General features: G+C 65.1%; 18 protein-coding genes. 10 read left to right on the top strand and 8 right to left on the bottom strand.

The window, feature by feature from the left end; translation table 11 throughout:
- Positions 1 to 27 precede the first annotated feature (27 nt).
- The 4 genes from HL671_RS12465 to HL671_RS12450 are packed head-to-tail and all read left to right on the top strand — an operon-like array spanning position 28 to position 4,490.
- On the top strand, positions 28 to 426 hold the full coding sequence (locus HL671_RS12465) for a 5-carboxymethyl-2-hydroxymuconate Delta-isomerase (protein ID WP_012043088.1): 399 nt from the start codon (positions 28 to 30) through the stop codon (positions 424 to 426).
- Positions 419 to 1,957: a 5-carboxymethyl-2-hydroxymuconate semialdehyde dehydrogenase gene (gene hpaE, locus HL671_RS12460; RefSeq protein WP_172236558.1), complete on the top strand. Its 1,539-nt coding sequence runs from the start codon at positions 419 to 421 to the stop codon at positions 1,955 to 1,957. Before HL671_RS12465 ends, hpaE begins: the two co-directional genes overlap by 8 nt.
- A 12-nt stretch (positions 1,958 to 1,969) precedes the next feature.
- Complete coding sequence (locus tag HL671_RS12455) at positions 1,970 to 2,842, top strand: fumarylacetoacetate hydrolase family protein (protein WP_172236557.1); 873 nt, start codon at positions 1,970 to 1,972, stop codon at positions 2,840 to 2,842.
- Positions 2,843 to 2,864: 22 nt separating this feature from the next.
- A complete protein-coding gene (locus HL671_RS12450; RefSeq protein WP_172236556.1) occupies positions 2,865 to 4,490 on the top strand; it encodes a thiamine pyrophosphate-dependent enzyme in 1,626 nt (541 codons plus the stop codon).
- A gap of 6 nt (positions 4,491 to 4,496) precedes the next feature.
- Here the strand turns inward: HL671_RS12450 and alkB are convergent, their stop codons facing one another.
- The 4 genes from alkB to HL671_RS12430 all read right to left on the bottom strand — a co-directional run bounded on the left by alkB (position 4,497) and on the right by HL671_RS12430 (position 7,665).
- Positions 4,497 to 5,144: a DNA oxidative demethylase AlkB gene (gene alkB / locus HL671_RS12445; RefSeq protein ID WP_172236555.1), complete on the bottom strand. Its 648-nt coding sequence runs from the start codon at positions 5,142 to 5,144 to the stop codon at positions 4,497 to 4,499.
- 5 nt (positions 5,145 to 5,149) lie between these two features.
- Positions 5,150 to 5,893 (bottom strand): 2OG-Fe(II) oxygenase, encoded by a 744-nt coding sequence (locus HL671_RS12440; protein ID WP_172236554.1) that lies wholly within the window; start codon positions 5,891 to 5,893, stop codon positions 5,150 to 5,152.
- Positions 5,894 to 5,982: 89 nt separating this feature from the next.
- Entirely contained in the window at positions 5,983 to 7,335 is a 1,353-nt protein-coding gene (locus HL671_RS12435; RefSeq protein ID WP_172236553.1) for an amidase, read from the bottom strand.
- A 6-nt stretch (positions 7,336 to 7,341) separates the two neighbouring features.
- Entirely contained in the window at positions 7,342 to 7,665 is a 324-nt protein-coding gene (locus HL671_RS12430) for an AtuA-related protein (protein ID WP_172236552.1), read from the bottom strand.
- 194 nt (positions 7,666 to 7,859) lie between these two features.
- Between HL671_RS12430 and HL671_RS12425 the strand changes: the two genes are divergently transcribed.
- The 4 genes from HL671_RS12425 to HL671_RS12410 all read left to right on the top strand — a co-directional run bounded on the left by HL671_RS12425 (position 7,860) and on the right by HL671_RS12410 (position 11,823).
- On the top strand, positions 7,860 to 8,273 hold the full coding sequence (locus tag HL671_RS12425) for a Zn-ribbon domain-containing OB-fold protein (RefSeq protein ID WP_172236551.1): 414 nt from the start codon (positions 7,860 to 7,862) through the stop codon (positions 8,271 to 8,273).
- 4 nt (positions 8,274 to 8,277) lie between these two features.
- A complete protein-coding gene (locus HL671_RS12420; protein ID WP_172236550.1) occupies positions 8,278 to 9,417 on the top strand; it encodes a thiolase C-terminal domain-containing protein in 1,140 nt (379 codons plus the stop codon).
- A 249-nt stretch (positions 9,418 to 9,666) separates the two neighbouring features.
- Positions 9,667 to 10,581, top strand: a complete 915-nt coding sequence (locus HL671_RS12415; RefSeq protein ID WP_012043078.1) for an SDR family oxidoreductase — start codon at positions 9,667 to 9,669, stop codon at positions 10,579 to 10,581.
- A 126-nt stretch (positions 10,582 to 10,707) separates the two neighbouring features.
- Positions 10,708 to 11,823, top strand: coding sequence for an SMP-30/gluconolactonase/LRE family protein (locus HL671_RS12410; protein ID WP_012043077.1), 1,116 nt, complete (start codon positions 10,708 to 10,710; stop codon positions 11,821 to 11,823).
- Between the two features lie 82 nt (positions 11,824 to 11,905).
- Here HL671_RS12410 and ppc read toward each other — a convergent pair whose 3' ends face one another.
- The 3 genes from ppc to HL671_RS12395 form a co-directional block, all read right to left on the bottom strand.
- A complete protein-coding gene (gene ppc, locus HL671_RS12405; RefSeq protein WP_172236549.1) occupies positions 11,906 to 14,692 on the bottom strand; it encodes a phosphoenolpyruvate carboxylase in 2,787 nt (928 codons plus the stop codon).
- Positions 14,693 to 14,829: 137 nt separating this feature from the next.
- On the bottom strand, positions 14,830 to 16,374 hold the full coding sequence (locus tag HL671_RS12400; protein WP_172236548.1) for an acyl-CoA synthetase: 1,545 nt from the start codon (positions 16,372 to 16,374) through the stop codon (positions 14,830 to 14,832).
- Between the two features lie 93 nt (positions 16,375 to 16,467).
- Positions 16,468 to 17,277 carry a crotonase/enoyl-CoA hydratase family protein gene (locus tag HL671_RS12395; protein WP_172236547.1) on the bottom strand — a complete coding sequence of 270 codons (810 nt, stop codon included), beginning with the start codon at positions 17,275 to 17,277 and terminating at the stop codon, positions 16,468 to 16,470.
- A gap of 102 nt (positions 17,278 to 17,379) precedes the next feature.
- Here HL671_RS12395 and HL671_RS12390 point away from each other — a divergent pair, with 102 nt between their 5' ends.
- Entirely contained in the window at positions 17,380 to 18,255 is an 876-nt protein-coding gene (locus HL671_RS12390; RefSeq protein ID WP_012043073.1) for an SDR family oxidoreductase, read from the top strand.
- 134 nt (positions 18,256 to 18,389) lie between these two features.
- Entirely contained in the window at positions 18,390 to 19,970 is a 1,581-nt protein-coding gene (locus HL671_RS12385; RefSeq protein ID WP_172236546.1) for a fatty acid--CoA ligase, read from the top strand.
- Positions 19,971 to 20,264: 294 nt separating this feature from the next.
- Here HL671_RS12385 and HL671_RS12380 read toward each other — a convergent pair whose 3' ends face one another.
- Entirely contained in the window at positions 20,265 to 21,539 is a 1,275-nt protein-coding gene (locus tag HL671_RS12380; protein ID WP_012043070.1) for an acyl-CoA dehydrogenase family protein, read from the bottom strand.
- Positions 21,540 to 21,643: the final 104 nt, after the last annotated feature.

The following is a 21,643-nucleotide window of genomic DNA, read 5'->3' as shown; positions in this document are numbered from 1 at the left end:
CGAGAGCAAAGACCGAGAAAGAAGGGCATGCCGCATTTCAGCATCGAATACTCGGCCAATCTCGACGAGCGCCTCGACATGGCCGAAGTCTGTGAAATCGTTCGCAAGGCCGCCGGCGAAACCGGCATCTTTCCGATTGGCGGCATCCGCGTGCGCGCCATCCGCTGTGAGCATTACGCGATCGCCGACGGCAAGCCCGACTATGGCTTCCTCGCGATGCTGCTGCGGCTCGGCGAAGGCCGCGATCTCGCAGCTCGGCAGCGCGCCGGGGAACACGTCTTCAAAGCGCTCTCAGCGCATCTCGACCCGATCTTCGCGAGCAGCAAGTTCGCGCTGTCCTTCGACATGCAGATCAACGACGCAGCGACCAGCTGGAAACGCAACAACATCCACGACGCCCTGAAAGCGGAGGCATCACATGGATAAGGCCACACCCAAAGCCGACATCTACAAGGCCAATCTCGACCGCGCCGCCCCCCTGCTCGCCAAGCTCAAGGACGAGGGCATCGGCCACTTCATCGATGGCAAGGTGGTACCGGCGATTTCGGGCGCGACGTTCGAGACGAAGTCGCCAATCGACAACACCGTGCTGGCCAAAGTAGCGCGCGGCAATGCCGAGGACATCGACCGCGCGGCGACCTCCGCTGCGCTCGCTTTCAAATCCTGGCGCGAGATAGCGCCGGCGATGCGGCGCAAGCTGCTGCACCGCGTGGCCGATGCGATCGAGGATCATGCCGACGACATCGCCGTGCTCGAATGCATCGACACCGGTCAGGCCTATCGCTTCATGGCCAAGGCGGCGATCCGCGCCGCCGAGAATTTCCGGTTTTTCGCCGACAAATGCACCGAGGCGCGCGACGGGCTGAATACGCCGAGCGAAGAGCACTGGAACATCTCCACGCGGGTACCGATCGGCCCGGTCGGCGTGATCACCCCGTGGAACACGCCGTTCATGCTGTCGACCTGGAAGATCGCCCCGGCGCTCGCGGCAGGCTGCACGGTCGTGCACAAGCCGGCCGAATGGTCGCCGATCACGGCGCACTGGCTGGCAAAACTCGCCAAGGACGCCGGTATCCCCGATGGCGTGCTCAACACTGTCCATGGCTTCGGCGAGGAGGCCGGCAGGGCGCTGACCGAACATCCTGCCATCAAGGCGATCGGCTTCGTCGGCGAGAGCACGACCGGGTCGGCGATCATGGCGCAGGGCGCGCCGACTCTGAAACGCGTGCATTTCGAGCTTGGCGGCAAGAACCCGGTGATCGTGTTCGACGATGCCGACCTCGATCGCGCGCTCGACGCCGTCGTGTTCATGATCTATTCGCTCAACGGCGAGCGCTGCACCTCCTCGAGCCGCCTGCTGGTGCAGCAGAACATTGCCGAGACATTCACGGCCAAGCTCGCGGCGCGCGTGCGTGCGCTGAAGGTCGGTCATCCGCTCGATCCCGCGACCGAGGTCGGGCCGCTGATTCATGAGCGGCACCTCGCCAAGGTCTGCTCTTATGTCGACATCGCGCGCCAGGACGGGGCGATCATTGCCGTCGGCGGCAAGCCGGTCGCTGGTCCGGGCGGCGGCCACTACGTCGAGCCCACGCTCGTCACGGGCGCGAGCCAGATCATGCGCGTGGCGCAGGAAGAGGTGTTCGGGCCATTCCTGACCGTGATCCCGTTCGGCGACGAGGCGGACGCGATCGCGATCGCCAATGACGTGCAGTATGGCCTCACCGGCTATGTCTGGACCGGCGACATGGGCCGCGCGCTGCGCGTCGCCGACGCGCTGGAGGCCGGCATGATCTGGCTGAACTCGGAGAACGTCCGCCATCTGCCGACGCCGTTCGGCGGCATGAAGGCGTCCGGCATCGGCCGCGACGGCGGCGACTATTCGTTCGACTTCTACATGGAGACCAAGCACGTCTCGCTCGCGCGCGGCACCCACAAGATCCAGCGGCTCGGCGTGTAAGGAGAACAGCCCATGACCTCCCCTCGCCTCGCCACCTATGCCGTCAAGGGCTCGGTCCGCTACGGGCTCGTGACCGACACCGGCCTCGTCGATCTCTCGGCGCGCTTTGCCAAGGAGTATCCGACTCTGCGTGAAGCAATTGCCGCCGGCGCCCTGCCCCGGCTGATCGATGCCGCAGCCGGGCTGTCGCCGGATCACGGCCTCGATGCGATCACCTGGCAGCCGCCGATATCAGTGCCCGAGAAGACCATCTGCATCGGCGTCAACTATCCCGACCGCAACGCCGAGTACAAGGACGGCCAGGACGCGCCGAAATATCCCTCGATGTTCATGCGCACGCCGCGCTCCTTCGTCGGCCACGAGACGCCCTTGGTGCGCCCGCGCGCCTCGTCGCAGCTCGACTATGAAGGCGAGCTGGTGCTGGTCATCGGCAAGGCCGGCCGGCACATTCCGGAAACCTCGGCGCTGGATCACATCGCCGCGCTGACCTTGTGCAACGAAGGCACGATCCGCGACTGGGTGCGGCACGCCAAGTTCAACGTCACGCAAGGCAAGAACTTCGACTCCACCGGCAGCCTCGGCCCGTGGATCGTGCCCTACACCGACGAAAGCCAGATCGCCGATATCAGGCTGACGACGCACGTCAATGGCGAGCTGCGCCAGGACGACCGCACGTCGCGGCTGATCTTCGGCTTCCGCTATCTCATCAACTACATCTCGACCTTCACGACGCTCGTTCCCGGTGACGTCATCGTGACGGGCACTCCGACCGGCGCCGGTGCGCGGTTCGATCCGCCGCGCTATCTCAAGCCCGGCGACGTCATCGAGATCGCTGCCGAAGGCGTCGGCACCTTGCGCAACGGCGTCGTCGACGAAGCACTGTAAGATCAGAGAACAGGACCTACGCATGACCACCATGACCGGCGGCGAAGCCATCGTCAGCGGGCTCGTCGCCCACGGCGTCGACACCGTGTTCGGCCTGCCCGGCGCGCAGGTCTACGGCCTGTTCGACGCATTCCACCAGGCGCAGTTGAAAGTCGTCGGCGCCCGCCATGAGCAGGCCTGCGGCTACATGGCGTTCGGCTATGCCCGCGCCAGCGGCAGGCCCGGCGTGTTCAGCGTGGTGCCGGGCCCCGGCGTGCTCAACGCCGGCGCGGCGCTGCTGACCGCGTTCGGCTGCAACGAGCCGGTGCTGTGCCTCACGGGCCAGGTCCCGACCGACTATCTCGGCCGCGGCCGCGGCCATCTGCACGAGATGCCGGACCAACTCGCCACCCTGCGCAGCTTCGTCAAATGGGCCGAGCGCATCGAATATCCGGACTCGGCGCCGACACTGGTCTCCCGCGCCTTCCAGGAGATGCTGTCGGGACGGCGCGGCCCTGCCGCACTGGAAATGCCGTGGGACGTGTTCACGCAAAAGGCCGAGACATCCGCTGCAAAGCCGTTGGGGCCGTTCACGCCGCCGCAGCCCGATCCCGATCGCATCGCCAAGGCGGCGGCGCTGATTGCGGGCGCGAAGGCACCGATGATCTTCGTCGGTGCCGGCGCGATCGAGGCGCGCGACGAGATCCTGGAACTGGCCGAGATGATCGACGCGCCGGTTGTCGCCTTCCGCTCCGGGCGCGGCATCCTCTCCAACGCACATGAGCTCGGACTCACCATGGCCGCGGCCTACAAGCTCTGGCCGACCACGGATCTCATGATCGGCATCGGCACCCGCATGGAGCTGCCGACCACGTTCCGCTGGCCGTTCAAGCCGGACGGCTTGAAATCGATCCGCATCGACATCGATCCCGTCGAGATGCGGCGCCTGATCGTCGACGCCGGTATCGTCGCCGATGCCAAGGCCGGCACGGCCGCACTGGCCGCGGCAGTCAGCAAGGCTGGCTATCGCAAGACGGCGGGCCGCCGCGCAATCATTCGCGAGGCCAGCGCGGCGAGCTTGCAGGAGATCCAGAGGGTGCAGCCGCAGATGGCCTATCTGAACGTGCTGCGCGCGGTGCTGCCGCATGACGCCATCGTCACTGACGAATTGTCGCAGGTCGGCTTCGCCTCCTGGTACGGTTTTCCGGTCTACGAGCCGCGCACCTTCATCACGTCGGGCTATCAGGGCACGCTCGGCGCCGGCTTCCCCACCGCGCTCGGCGCCAAGGTCGCGCATCCCGACAGGCCGGTCGTGGCGATCACCGGCGACGGCGGCTTCATGTTCGCCGTGCAGGAGCTGGCGACCGCCGTGCAGTATAATATCGGCGTGGTCACGCTGGTGTTCAACAACAACGCCTATGGCAATGTCCGGCGCGACCAGCGCGAGCGCTTCGACGGCCGCGTCGTCGCCTCCGATCTCGTCAATCCGGATTTCGTCAGGCTCGCCGAATCCTTCGGCGTCGCCGCCAGCAAGGTCACGTCGCCCGACCAGTTCAAGTCGGCACTGGAGACCGCGCTCGCCCATGGCGGCCCCTATCTGATCGACATCGAGATACCGCGCGACAGCGAGGTCTCGCCCTGGGCGTTCATTCACCCGCCGAAGCCGTGAGCGCGCTCAACGCGCGCGACGGAACGTCAGGTTGATGCGCTGGCGGCCGAGCAGCGCGTGCTCGCCGTCGGCGAGCGGCGCGACGCCGTGAAAGGCGAGTCGCGCCGGGCCGCCCCACACGACGACATCGCCGTGCGCCAAACGGTAGCGCTGCGTCTTGTCGGCGCGTTTCAGGCCGCCGAACAGGAACGTCGCCGGCAGGCCCAGTGACACCGACACGATCGGCGCACCATTGTCGCGCTCGTCGCGATCCTGATGCAGCGACATCTTGGCGCCGGGCTCATAGCGGTTGATCAGGCAGGCATCCGGCGCGAAGCCGGCAAAGCCGACCTCACCCGCGGCGCGCTCGGCGAGCTCTCGAAACCGCGGCGGCATCGCCGGCCATGGCTGACCGCTGTCCGGATCGAGGGCATCGTAGCGGTAGCCGCTGCGATCCGTCACCCAGCCGAACGATCCGCAACTGGTCATGGCGACGGACATCTGGTGGCCACCCGGCGTCACCATGCGGCGGAACGGCGCCTGAGCGGCAATCGCCTCGATCGCGGTGATCAGCTCCGTCTCATGTCGCCGCGCGAAGCCACGCAATAGCGCCGCGCCGGGCGCGAGCGGCTCGCGCGCCGGTCCCTCGAATCCATCGAACAGATCAGCCGTCATGCCCCTCACTTCGCATCGTGAAAGATCACGCCGAGCGTGTGCCGCCGTCCCGCACGCAGCCGGCTGACGCCATGGCGCATGGTGACGCGGTAGCTGCCGCGCGTGCCCTGCACCGGACGATTATGGACCGCGAACACCACCGCATCGCCCTGCCGCAGCGGCACCACCTCGGCACGCGACTGCATGCGCGGCCGCTGCTCGGTCAGCACGAACTCGCCGCCCTCGAAATCGCGCCCCGGCTCGGACAAGAGGATCGCGACCTGCAGCGGAAACACGTGCTCGCCATAGAGGTCCTGATGCAGGCAGTTGTAGTCGCCCTCGACATATTGCAGCAGCAGCGGCGTCGGCCTGTTCTGGCCGGCTTGATGGCAGCGGGCGAGGAAGTCGGCATGCTCGGCCGGATAGTGCACATCGATCCCCATCGTCGTAGTCCAGCGATTGGCGATCGGGACAAGTTGCGCATAGAGATGCGGCCGCAGCTGCGCGATCGGATCCGGCAGCGGATAGTTGAAATATTTGTATTCCCCGCGCCCGAAGCCGTGACGCGCCATGACGACACGGCTGCGGAAACGCGCGTCGTCCGGATAGAGCGCCGCCAGCGCGCGGCAGTCATCGGGCGACAGCAGCTGCGTCAACACGGCGCAGCCGCGCGCATCGAGGTCGCGTTCGACTATGGCCCAATCAATCGCGTCGATACACGGAGAACCAAGGACTGGCGGAACCGGGGTCAATTTGCGTACGTTCGTCATCCACACAATGTGGCCCTCAGACCCCTGTCACGCCACCCGTTTCCGGATGAACAAGGTGTTCCGAGGCGACGCTAGTCGGTCAGATGAACTCAGCCCCGCACCACACCCTCGACCCCCGCGGCGATCTCCAGCAGCTTGCGGTCATTGCCGCCGGACTGTGCCAGCATCAGGCCGACCGGGACGTCGCCGTGGCGATGCGCCGGCAGCGAGATGGCGCAGCCGTCGATCATGTTGATGAAGGTGCAATTGCGCAGGGCCCGGATGTTCTCGCGGGCGAAGGCCTGGTCGTCGGCGAGATCGGCGATTTTCGGCGGCGCATTCGCCGTGGTCGGCATCACCAACGCGTCATAGGGCGCGATGCGCGCGGCCGCCCGCGCCACCAGGGAGCGTCGGGCGTTGAGCATCTCGATGTAGTCGGGCACGGTGATCGCCTCGCCGCGCATGATGCGGACCGACACGCGCGGATCATAGACGTCGCCCTTGGCTGTGAGCAGGAAGCGGTGCCAAGCATAGCTCTCGGCGGCGGCAAAGCCGCCCTTCATGCCGATGAGGCCGACGTCGAGGAATTCCGGGAATTCGATGCGCTCGATCAGCGCGCCCTGCTTCGCCAAGGTCTCCAGCGCGCGTTCGAACGTCTCCGCCACTTCGACGTCGAGCTCGTCGAGCACGACGGTGGTGGGCACCGCAAGCCGCAGGCCCTTCACCGGGCGCGGCGCGAGCGGCCGGATCGGCTCGTATGCCAGCACGGAATCCAGCACCGCACAGCAGGCCACCGTGTTGGCGAGCGGACCAAAGCTGTCGAGCGTGGTCGACAGCGGCACGCCGCCGTCGAGCGGCACGCGCGCCTGCGTCGGCTTGAAGCCTGTGATGCCGTTGAAGGCGGCCGGGATGCGGCAGGAGCCACCGGTGTCGGTGCCGAGCGCGCCATAGGCCATGCGGTCGACCACGGACACCGCCGCGCCCGACGACGAGCCGCCGGGCACGTAGCCAACGTCGCGCTTCCAGGCGCTCTTCGGCGTGCCGTAATGGGGGTTGATGCCGATGCCCGAATAGGCGAACTCGGTCATGTTGGTGCGGCCGATCACGACGAAGCCGGCCCGGCGCAGCCGCGCCACCGCGGGCGCATCCGCCTCGGCCGGCGCGGAATCCTCCAGGGCGCGCGAGCCGGCGCGGGTCACCTGGCCCTTGATGTCGAACAGGTCCTTGATCGAGACGGGAATGCCGGCATAGGGCGACGGCGCGGCCCCCGCCTTGCGCAGCGCGTCCATGCCGTCGGCCGCCGAAAGCGCCGCCTCCTTGTCGACATGGATGAAGGCGCGCTGGCCTTCGCCGGCAGGATCTGCGATGCGGGTCAGACACGCCTCGACGAGCTTGCGGGACGTGGTGCGGCCGGCGGCGAGATCGTCGGCGAGTGTGGCCAGGGTCGGATTTGAAACGGTCATGGCATCCTATCGGGTGTCTGCGGCATCCGCCGAAATGTCGAGATCGAGCAGCGCGGAACTCAGCGATTTGCCATGCGCATCGAGCGCCAGCGAGCGGGTGACACCGCCGCCGAGCGCCCGGCTCATCACGAAATTCAGCGCCGCAATGTTGGGCAGCTCATAGCGGACCACCTCGCCCTGGACAATGCCGACAAAGTGCGCCCTGACCCGCTCCGCCGTCACTCGCGCGACCAGCAGCGGATAGTCCTTGGCGTCATAGGCGATGACCGAGATGTTAGAGGTATCCCCCTTGTCGCCGGTCCGGGAATGGGCGATGTCGCGCAGCTTCATCTCGTCTCCGATCCTACGCGCCGCATCAAAGACCAATTTTCATCAGGCGGCAATTGCCGTCCCCGGCACCTCTGCGCTCGCCGGAGGGCCGCATGCGCGGCGTGATGGACCGTTGACGCATCTGCGCCAAATGGCGCATCACATGCGGCAAATGAGCGGGCGACGGAGCCCGCCTGACGGGAGGATCGATCCGGATGGCCGAGCCGATGCGCGCACGTCCCAAGCCGACACCGGAGACGCAGCATTTCTGGGACGGCACCAAGACCGGCGAGCTGCGGCTGCAGCGCTGCGACGCCTGCGCCCACGTCTACTTCCCGCCGCGCCCGTTCTGTCCGGCCTGCGCCAGCCGCAAGGTCAGCGTGTTCAAGGCCTCGGGGAAAGGCACGCTCTACAGCTATGTGATCAACCATCGTCCGGCCGCCCCGGGCTTTACGCCGCCCTACGCGATCGCCGTGGTGGCGTTGGAGGAAGGCCCGCGCATGATGAGCAACATCACGGGCTGCCCGCAGACACCCGAGGCACTCGAACTCGACATGCCGCTCGAAGTCACCTTCGAGACGCTCGACGAGCAGATCACCCTGCCTTTGTTCCGTCCAGCGAAGGGCTGAGCCGATGCGCCAAAACCAGGTTGCCGTCGTCGGCGCGGCCGAGACCACCGAACTCGGCGTCATCCCGACGATGTCGCAGATCCAGTTGCATGCCGACGCCGCGCTGAACGCGATTGCCGACGCCGGGCTGAAACTGTCCGACATCGACGGCTTCGCCACCGCGGTCGAGACGCCGCAGCAGATCTGCCATTATCTCGGCATCACGCCGACCTGGGTCGACGGCACCTCGGTCGGCGGCTGCTCCTTCATGCTGCATGTCCGGCACGCCGCGGCCGCGATCGAGGCCGGGCTGTGCAAGACGGTGCTGATCACCCATGCCGAGAGTGGCAGGTCGATGATCGGCAAGCTGCCGCGATCGATTCCGCCGGACAGCCTGCAGGGCCAGTTCGAGGCGCCGTTCGGCGTCTACGGGCCACCCAGCATGTTCCCGATCCCCGTGCTGCGCTACATGAAGACCTACGGCATTACCCATGAGCAGCTCGCGATGGTCGCCGTCGTGCAGCGCGAATGGGCCGCGAAAAATCCGCGCGCGATGATGAAGGATCCGATCACGGTCGACGACGTGCTCAACTCGCGCATGATCGCCTATCCGTTCCGGCTCTTGCAATGCTGTCTCGTCACCGACGGCGGCGGCGCGCTGATCCTGACCTCGGCCGACCGCGCCAAGGATTTTCCGCAGAAGCCGGTCTACATTCTCGGCACCGGCGAGAGCGTGGAGACGCCGATGGTCAGCCAGATGGAGACGTTCAACTCGTCGCGCGCCTTCAAGGTCGCAGGCCCCCTCGCCTTCAAGGAGGCTGGCATCAGCCATGCCGACGTCGACCATCTCATGATCTACGACGCATTCGCGCATCTGCCGCTGTTCGGCCTCGGCGATCTCGGTTTCATGCCGCATGCGGAGACCGGGCCGTTCATCGCAGCCGGGCACACCAGGCCGGGCGGCAAGCTGCCGCTCAATACCAATGGCGGCGGCCTGTCCTACATGCATTCGGGCATGTACGGCATGTACGCGCTGCAGGAAAGCGTACGCCAGATGCGCGGCATCGCACCGGCACAGGTGCCGGGAGCGAAAATTTCCGTGTGTCACGGCGTCGGCGGCATGTTCGCTGCGTCGGGAACGATCATCTTCACGAACGAGAGGTAACAACGCTCGTCAGTCGTGGCGGTCAGCATGGCCTCCAACGTCCTTCGAGACACCCGCCTTCGGCGGGCTCCTCAGGACGAGGACTGATTTCGCGGAAAGAGGACTGATGTCGTGAAGAGATATCAACCCTCATGGTGAGGAGCGCCTCTTCGGCGCGTCTCGAACCATGAGGCCCCGGCCGCCAGACATTCGAGCTCCCCGTCGCAGCGGGGGCGAGGTAAGAATACACATCAAGCCAAGGAAACCACCATGACCAAATCGCTCCAGGACAAAGTCGTCATCGTCACCGGCGCCGGCCGCGGCATTGGCCGGGAGATCGCGCTGCTCTGTGCCTCCGAAGGCGCCAAGGTCGTGGTCAACGATCCCGGCGTCGCCTCCGACGGCTCCGGCACCAGCGCTGCGCCGGCCGAAGAAGTGGTCGAGGAGATCCGGAAGCACGGCGGCACGGCGGTTGCGAATTTCGAGAGCGTGTCCGAGGCCATCCCGGCCAGCAAAATCGTGAAGGCCGCGACCGACCATTTCGGCAGGCTCGACGGCGTGGTCAACAATGCCGGCATCCTGCGCGACATGATCTTCCACAAGATGAGCATCGAGGCGTTCGAGGCCGTCATCAAGGTGCATCTGATGGGCTCGTTCTACGTCGCTCACTCCGCGGCGCGGCTGTTCCGCGAGCAGGAGAGCGGCTCCTTCGTCCACTTCACCTCGACCTCGGGCCTGATCGGCAATTTCGGCCAGGCCAATTACGCCGCCGCCAAGCTCGGCATCGTCGGCCTGTCGAAGTCGATCGCGCTCGACATGGGCCGCTTCAATGTCCGCTCCAACTGCGTGTCGCCATTTGCCTGGAGCCGCATGATCGGCACCATTCCGGCCGAGACCGAGGCCGAGAAGGAGCGCGTCGAGCGGATGAAGCGGATGGGGCCGGAGAAGATCGCGCCCGTCGTCGCCTATCTCCTGAGCGATGCCTCGAAAGACGTCACCGGCCAGATCTTCGCGGTGCGCATGAACGAGATCTTCCTGATGGGCCAGTCGCGTCCGCTGCGCTCGGTGCACCGCGGCGAAGGCTGGACGCCGCAGACCATCGCCGAACACGCGATGCCGGCGCTGAAGCCGTCATTCTACAAGCTCGATCGCTCGGCGGACGTGTTCGGCTGGGATCCGATCTGACATTGCGGCGCGCAAAAACGCCGCTTGCAGTGCACACCATCTGAAGTTGTTTTTTGTCTAAACGACCCGCGCATAGCCATGATTTCGTCGTAGGATCGCCTCCCAACAAGAAACTGGGAGGAGACCATGACAAATCCACGACACGATATCGCGCAGGATTCGCCGACCGGGGCCGATGGCTTCGACCGGCGCACGCTCCTCAAGGGCGTCGCCGGCTTTGCCGCGGCCGCTGCGGCCGTCTCGCCTGCGCTCGCGCGGGACTACGGCCCGCAGGCCGAGCCGCAGCGTTATCCCGATCCCGACATCGTCGTGATCGACGAGAAGCGCTTCAAGGCCAAGGTCGGCAACACCACGATCAAGCGCCTGTTCACCGGCTGCCTGTGGGCGGAAGGACCGGCCTGGAACACACAGGGCCAGTATCTGGTCTGGAGCGACATCCCGAACAATCGTCAGCTGCGCTATCTCGACGATGACGGCCACATCTCGCAGCAGTTCCGCAAGCCCTCCAACGAGTCGAATGGCAACACCTTCGACTATGAGGGCCGCCAGATCACGGCCGAGCGCACGCGCCTCGTCCGCTTCGAGCACAATGGCACGGTGACCGTTCTCGCCGAAAAGGCCAATGACAAGCCGCTGAACGGCCCGAACGACATGGTCGTCAACCCCAATGACAAGTCGATCTGGTTCACCGATCCTGGCTACGGCTCGATCAATCTCTATGAGGGCCAGAACGTCCGCAACGGCTCCAACCAGCCGTTCCAGAAGGAGGCCGTCTACCGCGTCGACGCGCAGTCGGGCGCCATCACCAAGGTCGCCGACGAGCCGTTCAAGCCGAACGGCATCGCCTTCAGCCAGGACTACAAGAAGCTCTATGTCTGCGACACCGGCATCACGCATTATCCGAACGCCAAGAACGTGATCTGGCAGTACGACATCAATGGCGACAAGCTCGCCAACCCCAAGGCGTTCATCGACATGACACTGGACGGCAAGTCGGGCTTTCCCGATGGCTTGCGGGTCGATATCGACGGCAACATCTGGGTCGGCGCCGGCTGGGTCGGCGAAGGCTATGACGGCGTCCACATCTTCGCGCCGGACGGCGTCCGCATCGGCCAGATCAAGCTGCCGGAGATCTGCGCCAATGTCTGCTTCGGCGGCAAGAAGCGCAATCGCCTGTTCATGACCGCGAGCCAGTCGCTCTATGCGGTCTATGTCGAGACGCAGGGCGCGCATATCTGTTGATGAGCGAATAAAGAAAGGCGAATAGCGAAGTGGGAGTAGCAAATAGTGACACCTATTCGCTACTCGCCACGCGCTATTCGCATCATCCCGTATTTCTGAGACCGGCCGAGATGCCGTTGATCGTCAGCTGGATCCCGCGCAGCACCTGCTCATCCGGGTTCTGCGCGCGATGCTCCTTCAAAAGCTCGACCTGCACATGGTTGAGCGGATCGAGATAGGGAAAACGGTTGCGCACCGAGCGTTCCAGCAGCGGGTTGCCCTGCAACAGACGCTCCTGCCCCATGATGTCGAGCAAGGTCTCGATCGCAAGATGCCATTCACGACGGATGCGGCCGAAGATCTTCTCACGCAACGTCTCATCGGGCACCAGCTCGGCATAGCGCGAGGCGATCGCGATCGAACTCTTGGCGAGCACCATGTCCATATTGGACAGGAGCATGCGGAAGAACGGCCATTCCTGATAGAGCTCGCGCAGGAACGGCATGCCCTGCTCCGGGTTCTCGGCGATCCAGGTCTCCACCGCGCTGCCGAAGCCATACCAGCCGGGCAGCATCAGCCGGCATTGCGCCCAGGAGAACACCCAGGGGATCGCGCGCAGGTCCTCGATCGCGCGGGTCTTCTTGCGCGACGCCGGACGGCTGCCGATGTTCAAGGTCGCGATCTCGTTGATGACGGTCGAGGCCCAGAAATAGTCGACGAAGCCGTCGGTCTCATAGACCAGGCCGCGATAGGCCTTGAAGGCGAGCTCCGAGAGCCGGTCCATCGCGGTGAGATATTCGCGCTTCGGCGCCGGCTGGCGCGGATGCAACAGGCTGGCTTCCAGGGTCGCAGCGGCGAGAATCTCCAGATTGTTGCGACCGACCTCGGCATTCGAATATTTGCTGGAGATGATCTCGCCCTGCTCGGTAATGCGGATCTGGCCGTTCACGGCGCCGCCGGGCTGGGCGATGATCGCGTCATAGCTCGGGCCGCCGCCCCGGCCGACCGAGCCGCCGCGGCCATGGAACAGCCTGAGACGGATGCCATGCCGCTCGAAGATTTCGACGAGGCCGATCTCTGCCTTGTACAGTTCCCAGCCGGAGGTGACGAAGCCGCCGTCCTTGTTGCTGTCGGAATAGCCGAGCATGACCTCCTGGACGGCGCCGCGGCTGTCGACCAGGCGGCGATAATCATGCAGCGCCAGCATCCGGTCCATGATGCCGCTGGAGGCCTGCAGATCCTCGATGGTCTCGAACAGCGGCACGATGTTGACGGCGCAGCGGCCGGACGGATCGATCAGACCGACTTCCTTGAGCAGCAGCGCGACCTCGAGCATGTCGGACATGCCCTTGCACATCGAGATGATGCATTGCGAGATCACGTCGGCGCCGAAGGTGGCATGGGCCTCGGCGGCGGCCCGGAACAGCTCGAGCTCGCCGACCGTCTCGTCGCTGTATTTGACGAACTGCGACACCAGCGGCCGGGTATTGCGCAACTCGCTGACCAGAAGCCCGACCCGCGCATCCTCGCTGAGCGCCATGTAGGACATGCCGGGCATGGCGGTATCGATCAGCTCGGCCACCGTGCGCTCGTGCACCGTCGAATTCTGCCGGATGTCGAGCCGGGCCAGATGGAATCCGAAACAGTCCACTGCGCGCCGCAACAGCCGCAGCCGGCCGCGCGCGATCACCTCGGCGTTGTTGGCGATCAGCGAACGGTGCAGCACGTCGAGATCGTCCTGGAACTGCTTGACGCTGTCATAGGGCGCCCCCGCCCCCACCGGCAGCCGGCTGATCTGGATGCCGAGCTTTTTCGCCGTCGCCGCCAGCCGCGCATAGATGCCGGACACCGCCAGACGATAGGGCTCGCCGCTGCGGTGGGGTGAGGTGTCGGGCGAGCGTTCAGCCAGCGCGCGCAGCTCCTCGGAGACATCGGCGAGATGCGCCGCAATCGACAGTTCGCCGCCGAGCAGATGCAGTTCCTCGAGGTAATAATGCAGCGCTAGGCTGGATTGCAGCTTCAGCGTTCCGCGCATCACCTCCGCGGTCACGAACGGATTGCCGTCGCGGTCGCCGCCGATCCAACTGCCCATGCGCAGGAAGGAGGCGAGATCACCCGCGACCTCGGCGCCGTCATTGAGACGATCCTCCAGCGTGCACAACAGGCGCGGCACCTCGCGCAGGAAGGTGTAGTCGTAGAACGACAGCCCGTTGGTGACCTCGTCAAGCACCGTCAGCTTGGTCCGGCGCAACAAATTGGTCTGCCACAGGGTCAGCACCGCCCGGCGCAGCGCCTCGTCATTGGCCTCGCGCTCGTCCGGCGTCAGCTGCATCCGCTCGCGGCGGTCGAGCAGCATGGCCACCTCCATCTCGCGGTCCATCGTGCTCTTGCGCCGCACCTCAGTCGGGTGCGCGGTGAGGACGGGACTAACGAGCGCGGTCGAGAAGAACTTGCGCAGGTCGGCGGCCTCGAACCCGGCCGATTTGGCATGGGCGAGCGTGGCCGCCAGCATGCCCGCCCCGCCATTGGCGTCGCTCCTGGCGCGCATGCGGCGGATATTGTTCTGATCTTCGGCGATGTTGGCGAGATGCGAGAAATAGCTGAAGGCGCGCACGATGCGCACGGTTTCAGCAATCGTCATGCCGTCGAGGATCTGTTCCAGCTCACGCCTGGCCTGGCGGTCCTCGTCGCGGTGAAAGCGCACCGAGGTCTGGCGGATGCGCTCGACGAGATCGAAGACGTCGGCGCCCTCCTGGTCGCGCACGGTGTCGCCGAGAATGCGGCCGAGCAGCCGGATATCGTCCCGGAGGCGGGCATCCTCCTCCATGGCCTGGGCGTCAGCAGCGCGACTGGGCCGGATGTCCTCGGACGGCATGGTTTGCGGCGACATGGATGATCTCTCCAGCTGCTGCCCATTTACGGGTCAGTCTGCCGTATCTGTACCGCAGCGCAAGATCAAGAAAGAGGCGTCGCCTGCCTTATTCGATGCTGATGTCGTCCTCTTGCGATGGGGCGTGCAACATTGCGTCAGATCTGACGTCCTGCCCGCTCCCAATAGGGATCGCGCAACCGCCGCTTGAAGATCTTGCCGGAATCCTCGCGCGGCAATTTGTGCTGGATTTCGATGTGCTTGGGCACCTTGTAATCGGCCAGCGAGGCCTTGAGCCGGGTCCTGATCTCCATCGGGTCAAGCACGCGACCGGGCTGCGGCTCCACCACGGCCATCAAGGCTTCGCCGAACTCGGCATCCGGAATGCCAAAGACCGCGCAATCATGCACGCCCGGCACGGCGTGCAGCACCGCCTCGATCTCGGCCGGATAGATGTTGACGCCGCCGGAGATCACCATGTCGCGCTTGCGGTCGCACAGGAACACGTAGCCCTCGGCGTCCATGTAGCCGACATCGCCCGAGGTGATGAAGCCGTCACGGTCGATCTCGGCGCGCTTCTCCGGCTTGTTGTGATAGGTGAAATCCGGGTTGCCGGCGATGCGCGAATAGATCTCGCCGATCTCACCCTGCGGCAGGATGCGGCCGTCCTCGCCGACGAAGCGCAGCTCCGCCCCCGGCGAGACCTTGCCCACGGTGCCTGGCTTCCTCAGTGCGTCCTCGGAGGTCGCGAAGGTGACCGCGCCTGATTCGGTCGATCCGTAGAACTCATAGATCACCGGCCCCCACCACTCGATCATCGCGCGCTTGACATCGGCCGGGCACGGCGCCGCGGCATGGATGATATGGCGCAAAGTCGACATGTCGTAGCGGCGGCGAACCTCCTCCGGCAGCTTCATCAGCCGGATGAACATCGTCGGCACCATGAAGATGGTATCGATCCGCTCCGCCTGGATGATGTCGAGAAACGCCTCCGGCTCGAAGCGCGGCATCAGCACCAGCGCGCCGCCGAGCCGGCCCGCGCGCAGGCCGAAGGCATTCGGCGCCGAATGATACAGCGGCCCCGGCAGCAGCGCGCGCGAGCCGGGCTTCAGACCGTAGATCAGGGCCCGCATCCGTTCCGCGGATTGCGACTGCTCGGCCGTCGGCGCGTTGCGGCGCACGCCTTTCGGATGCCCGGTCGTGCCGGACGTGTAGATCATGTTCTGCGGCTGCGGCACCTGCGGACCGTCATAGGGGCTTTGCTGGGCGAGCCAGCTCTCCAGCGCGATGGCCGATTCCGGGGCCGCGAGCAGATGCGCATCGATCCGATAGGCCGACAGGATCTCCGGCGGCGTGGGCACGCTGAGAACGGTGACACCTGCAGGTATCAGCCCGGCGAGCTGATGCAGCAGGTCGGCATGGCCGATCAGCACCTTGGTCCCGGAATCCTTCAGGATGTAGTCGATCTCCTCCGGCTTGAAGTGCCAGTTCACCGGCACGCCATAGGCGCCGAGCCGCATCGCCCCATAGGCCGCCTCGATGAAGGCGATGTCGTTGCGCATGAGGATGCAGACGCAGTCGCCCTGGCCCACGCCGAGCTGCGCCAGACCGCTGGCGATGCGCGCCGCGCGATCGGCGATGTCGGCATGGCTGCGGCGGCGATCGCCCGAGATGATGCCGCAGAACAAAGAGGACGTTTCCATTTTCTTGTTATCCGATCTGGCGTCGGTTCAACTTCAACACGGGGGCGATGCCTCGCATCCCCCCGTGAAGGACGGTATGAAGCAAGGACCGTGTTAATCTGTGAATTTCGGCGCGCGCTTCTCGATATTGGCGCGTACCGATTCGAGCTGGTTCGGGCTGCCGATCAGCTTCTGCTGCTCGACCGATTCCGCGAGCAGCGCCGGGCCCGGATCGACCGAGAGATTGTTCAGCATGCGCTTGGCGGCGCGGATCGCATCAGGATTCTTGCCGGCGATCTCACGCGCGGTCTCCAGCGCCGCCGCACGCGGATCGGCGCAGATGCGCGTGACGAGGCCGTAGGACTGCCCCTCCTCCGGCGAGAACACCCGGCCGGTGTAGGTCAGCTCGCGCAGAATGTCGTCGCGCATCAGCGTTGCGAGGATCGGGGTGCCGGCCATGTCAGGCACGAGCCCCCATTTGATCTCCATGATCGACATCTTGGTATCCGGCGCGACGTAGCGCATGTCGGCCCCGAGCGCGAGCTGGAAGCCGCCGCCATAGGCGACGCCATGCACCGCAGCAATCACCGGCACCGGCAATTGCCGCCAGCCCCACACCGCCTGCTGGGCGAAATTGGCCTTGCCGTGGGTGCGAACCGTGAGATCGCGTTTCTCGCCGCCCGGAATACCATTGCCGCCGGACTCCTTCATCGCCGCGAAACGGCCCATGTCGAGCCCGGCGCAGAAGGCACGCCCCTCGCCGGACAGCACCACCGCCCGCAGGCCCTTCTCCTTTGACAGCCGTTCGGTGGCCGCGACCAGCGCCTCGAACATCTCCATGTCCAGCGCATTCATCTTGTCGGCGCGAACCAGCCGAACATCGGCGACGCCGTTCTTGATCTCGATCGCGAGGCGGTTGTCCATCGAGCGGTCTCCCTACGGATGTCTTTGTGACTTTACAGAAGGCTGTCAGAGCGATTTAGTCAATCGACCAATTAACTCACAAGATGTCAGGCGGAAACTCCCATGTTCAAGGACAATCTCCTCGAAGGTCGACGCATTCTGGTGACCGGCGGCGGCACCGGCCTTGGCAAGGCGATGGCCGCGCGCTTCCTGCAATTGGGCGCAGAGGTGCATATTTGCGGCCGGCGGAAAATCGTCTGCGACGAGACCGCGACCGAACTGATGGACCTCTACGGCGGACGGGTCACCAGCCACGGCGTCGACATCCGCAATGCGATGGCGGTCGAGGAGATGATCGAGGCCATCTTCCAGGAAGGCGGCCTCACCGATCTCATCAACAACGCCGCCGGCAACTTCATCTCCCGCACCGAGGAATTGAGCCCGCGCGGCTTCGATGCCGTCGCCAACATCGTCATGCACGGCACGTTCTACGTGACGCATGCCGTCGGCAAACGCTGGATCGCCGCGAAGCAGCCGGGCAACGTGGTGTCGATCACGGTGACCTGGGTGCGCAACGGCTCGCCCTATGTCGTGCCCTCAGCGATGAGCAAATCGGCGATCCACGCCATGACGATGTCGCTCGCCACCGAATGGGGCCGCTACGGCATCCGCCTCAACACCATCGCGCCCGGCGAGATCCCGACCGAAGGCATGAGCAAGCGCATCAAGCCCGGCGACGAGGCCGGCGCGCGGACCAAGGCGATGAACCCGATGGGCCGCGTCGGCACCATGGAGGAGTTGCAGAACCTCGCGGTGTTCCTGATCTCCGGCGGCTGCAACTGGATCAATGGCGAGACCATCGCGATGGACGGCGCCCAGGCGCTGGCGATGGGTGGCAATTTCTATCAGCTGCGCGACTGGAGCGATGACGACTGGACCAAGGCCAAGGACTCGATCAAGGCCCAGAACGAGAAGGATCGCGCGACGCGCACGAGCTGAGGACACAACCAGACTGTTGATCGGCGCAGCCCGCCCTGTAGACTGCTCGAACGAAAGCCGCTCCGGCGTATCCGGAGCGGGAACGACGACAAGACCTACCACAACGAAGAACAAGACATCATCGGAGGGGAAACATGTCCGTCGCGACGGCAGCGTCGACGCTCGTCGATATCGTGCGCAAGCAGGCGCAAGCGCTCGGCTCCGCCACCGCCTATGAGTTCGAAGGCCACGTCACCAGTTTCGCCGAGTTCGACCGCAAAACCAACCAGGTCGCCAACGCGTTGAAGGCGCTCGGCGTCAAGCCGCATGAGCGGATCGCCTATTTCGGCAAGAACAGCGACATCTATTTCGAGCTGCTGGTCGGCGCGATGAAGGCCAATGTGGTGATGGCGCCGGTCAATTGGCGGCTTGCGGGCCCAGAGGTTGCCTTCATCGTCGAGGACTGCAAGGCCCCTGTCTTGTTCGTCGGGCCGGAATTCATCACGATGATCCGGAACATCAGCGGCGAGATCCCGAGCGTCCGGCACATCATCACCACCGAAGGCGGCGCGCCGGAATGGCAGGACTACACCGCCTGGCGCGACGTACAGAGCGCGGAGGATCCGGGCGTTCCGATCACGCCGAAGGACATCGCGCTGCAGCTCTACACCTCCGGCACGACCGGCAAGCCGAAGGGCGCGATGCTGTCGCACGCCAACTTCCTGAATTTGGTCAACACCGGCGATCCCGCGGACAGGCCGGACTGGAACAAATGGTCGACCGACGACGTCTCGCTGATCGCGATGCCGATCTTCCATATCGGCGGCTCCGGCTGGGGGCTGATGAGCCTCTATCACGGCGCCCGCGGCGTCATCGCGCGCGAGTTCGATCCGACCAAGATCCTGGACTTCTTCGAGCAGTCCGGCATCACCAAATTGTTCATGGTTCCGGCCGCGATGCAGTTCGTGGTACGACAGCCGCGCGCGCGACAGGTCGATTTCTCGCGGCTGAAATATATGCTCTACGGCGCCTCGCCGATTCCAGCTGCGCTGCTGAAGGAATGCATCGAGGTCTTCAAATGCGGCTTCGTGCAGATGTACGGCATGACCGAGACCACCGGCACCATCATCGCGCTGCCGCCCGAGGACCATGTCGAGGGCCTGGAGCGGATGCGCTCGGCCGGCAAGCCGCTGCCGGGCATCGAGGTTGCGATCATCGATCCGCTCGGCAATCCGCTGCCGCCGCGCCAGGTCGGCGAGATCGCCACCCGCTCCGGCTCCAACATGGCCGGCTATTGGAATTTGCCCGAAGCGACCGCGCGGACCCTCGGCAAGGATGGCTGGCTGCGCACCGGAGATGCCGGCTACGTGGACGAGGACGGGTATGTCTACATCCACGACCGCATCAAGGACATGATCATCTCCGGCGGCGAGAACATCTATCCGGCCGAGGTCGAGAGCGCGATCTGCGACCATCCCGATGTCGCGGAGGCCGCTGTCATCGGCATCCCCGACGACAAATGGGGCGAGGCGGTCAAGGCGATCGTCGTGATGAAGCCCGGCAAGCGCGCCACCGCGACCGACATCATCAATTTCACCCGCACCCGCATCGCCGGCTTCAAGACGCCGAAGAGCGTGGACTTCCTCGACGCCTTGCCGCGCAACCCCTCCGGCAAGATCCTGCGGCGGACTCTGCGCGCCCCCTATTGGGCAGGCAAGGACCGGCAGGTGAATTGATTGCCGGGCCCGCGGTGACCATTCTGGATCGCATCGCTTACGCTCGCGATGACGAGGAGAGAGTTCGCGCTCTCTCTCCCGTCATTGCGAGGCGCTCTTGCGCCGAAGCAATCCAGGGCCACGTAAACAACCCTGGATCGCTTCGCTACCGCTCGCGATGACGGACGAGAGAGCCCGCGCTTTCTCCCCGCGTCATGGCGATGCGCCCTTGCGCCGAAACCATCAAGAGTCCCGCCCACAGCCCTGGATCGCTTCGCTGACGCTCGCGATGACGGTGCGCAGTTCAAGCTCGTCTCACCTCTTGTTCGCCCCCATATAGCCGAACAGGAAGCCTGCCACCTTGCGCATCTGAATCTCCTCGCTGCCCTCGGTGATGCGGTAGCGGCGGTGGTGGCGATAGATGTGCTCGAACGGCTTGTGGCGCGAATAGCCCATGCCGCCATGGACCTGGATGGCGCGATCGGCGGCCTCGCAGCACAGGCGGTTAGCCCAGTAATTGCACATCGAGACCTTGTCGGAGAGCGTATGCTCCACCTGCGCCTGGGTGAGCTGGTCCATCTCCCATGCAGTCTTGCGGATCAGCAGCCGCAGCATCTCGGCCTGGGTCGCCAGCTCCACCAGCGGCCATTGGATCGCCTGGTTCTCGGCCAGCGCCTTGCCGAACGGCTTGCGCTCACGCGCGTAGTTCACGCTCTCATTGATGCAGAACACCGCGGCGCCGAGCGAGCTCGCCGCCTGCCGGATGCGGTTCTCGTGCACGAAGCATTGCGCCAGCGACAACCCGCGCCCGACCTCGCCAAACAGCGCATCCTCAGGTACGAACACATCGGTGAAGCTGACGCGGGGATGATCGGTCGGCATGTTGAAGGTCCAGAGATACTCCTCGACCTTCACCCCTTCCGCCTTCGCCGGCACGAGAAAGCAGGTGATGCCGCGCGCATCGCCGTCATTGCCCGAGGTGCGCGCGAACAGCGCGCAATGGGTGGCGACGTGCATGCCCGTCGTCCACATCTTCTCGCCATTGATCAGCCAACCCTTGACGTTGTCGCGAGTCGCAGGCACCGCCTTGGTCTCCATATGGGTCGCATCGGAGCCGTGGTGCGGCTCGGTGAGACCAAAAGTGATGCGGTACTTGCCGGTGATCGAGCCGTCGATCATCGCCTTCTGGTCGTCGCGGCCGTAGCGGTCGAGCATGGTGACGATCGGCAGATTGCCGACGATCGAATGCTCGTTCTGCAGGTCGTTGTGCAGGCCGAGGCCCTTCGATGCGAAATGCTCGCGGATCACGGCCATCCAGAGGTTCGAGCCGTCCTTGCCGCCATAGCGCTTCGGGATCGCGAAGCGCAGGTGCCCGGCCGCGTCGGCGCGGTCCTTGGCCTTGCGCAGCAGCTGCTCCCAGTCATGCCGCGGCAGGCCGCCATTCTCGAAATCGGTGCGCGCCCATTCGCGGCGATGATCGAAGAAGCGGATGTTGTCGTCGGCCTCCTCCAGCGGCTTGATCTCGGTGGCAATGAAGCGATCGAGCTCGTCGAGATAGGCGACCAGTTCCTTCGGCAAGGAAAAATCCATGGCGTGTCTCCCTGTGCGTGTTGTTGTTGTTCGTTATCTTGGTCGGCGCCGCCTCCTGCCATGTGCTTGTGGCGCGCAGCGCGGTTGCGTATTTGGATGACTGC

The sequence above is a fragment of the Bradyrhizobium denitrificans genome, from assembly GCF_013179005.1.
Taxonomy (GTDB): Bacteria; Pseudomonadota; Alphaproteobacteria; order Rhizobiales; family Xanthobacteraceae; genus Bradyrhizobium; species Bradyrhizobium denitrificans.
The sequence above is the reverse complement of the archived record's forward strand: the minus strand, read 5'-3'. Positions and strand labels throughout refer to the sequence as shown.

Coding starts and splice junctions, on each gene's coding strand:
- HL671_RS12385 (WP_172236546.1), top strand. CDS start 18,390: ATGTCCGTCGCGACGGCAGCGTCGACGCTCGTCGATATCGTGCGCAAG.
- HL671_RS12425 (WP_172236551.1), top strand. CDS start 7,860: ATGGCCGAGCCGATGCGCGCACGTCCCAAGCCGACACCGGAGACGCAG.
- alkB (WP_172236555.1), bottom strand. CDS start 5,144: ATGACGGCTGATCTGTTCGATGGATTCGAGGGACCGGCGCGCGAGCCG.
- HL671_RS12430 (WP_172236552.1), bottom strand. CDS start 7,665: ATGAAGCTGCGCGACATCGCCCATTCCCGGACCGGCGACAAGGGGGAT.
- HL671_RS12420 (WP_172236550.1), top strand. CDS start 8,278: ATGCGCCAAAACCAGGTTGCCGTCGTCGGCGCGGCCGAGACCACCGAA.
- HL671_RS12415 (WP_012043078.1), top strand. CDS start 9,667: ATGACCAAATCGCTCCAGGACAAAGTCGTCATCGTCACCGGCGCCGGC.
- HL671_RS12395 (WP_172236547.1), bottom strand. CDS start 17,277: ATGGACAACCGCCTCGCGATCGAGATCAAGAACGGCGTCGCCGATGTT.
- HL671_RS12410 (WP_012043077.1), top strand. CDS start 10,708: ATGACAAATCCACGACACGATATCGCGCAGGATTCGCCGACCGGGGCC.
- HL671_RS12455 (WP_172236557.1), top strand. CDS start 1,970: ATGACCTCCCCTCGCCTCGCCACCTATGCCGTCAAGGGCTCGGTCCGC.
- ppc (WP_172236549.1), bottom strand. CDS start 14,692: ATGTCGCCGCAAACCATGCCGTCCGAGGACATCCGGCCCAGTCGCGCT.
- HL671_RS12380 (WP_012043070.1), bottom strand. CDS start 21,539: ATGGATTTTTCCTTGCCGAAGGAACTGGTCGCCTATCTCGACGAGCTC.
- HL671_RS12465 (WP_012043088.1), top strand. CDS start 28: ATGCCGCATTTCAGCATCGAATACTCGGCCAATCTCGACGAGCGCCTC.
- HL671_RS12450 (WP_172236556.1), top strand. CDS start 2,865: ATGACCACCATGACCGGCGGCGAAGCCATCGTCAGCGGGCTCGTCGCC.
- HL671_RS12435 (WP_172236553.1), bottom strand. CDS start 7,335: ATGACCGTTTCAAATCCGACCCTGGCCACACTCGCCGACGATCTCGCC.
- HL671_RS12440 (WP_172236554.1), bottom strand. CDS start 5,893: ATGACGAACGTACGCAAATTGACCCCGGTTCCGCCAGTCCTTGGTTCT.
- HL671_RS12400 (WP_172236548.1), bottom strand. CDS start 16,374: ATGGAAACGTCCTCTTTGTTCTGCGGCATCATCTCGGGCGATCGCCGC.
- hpaE (WP_172236558.1), top strand. CDS start 419: ATGGATAAGGCCACACCCAAAGCCGACATCTACAAGGCCAATCTCGAC.
- HL671_RS12390 (WP_012043073.1), top strand. CDS start 17,380: ATGTTCAAGGACAATCTCCTCGAAGGTCGACGCATTCTGGTGACCGGC.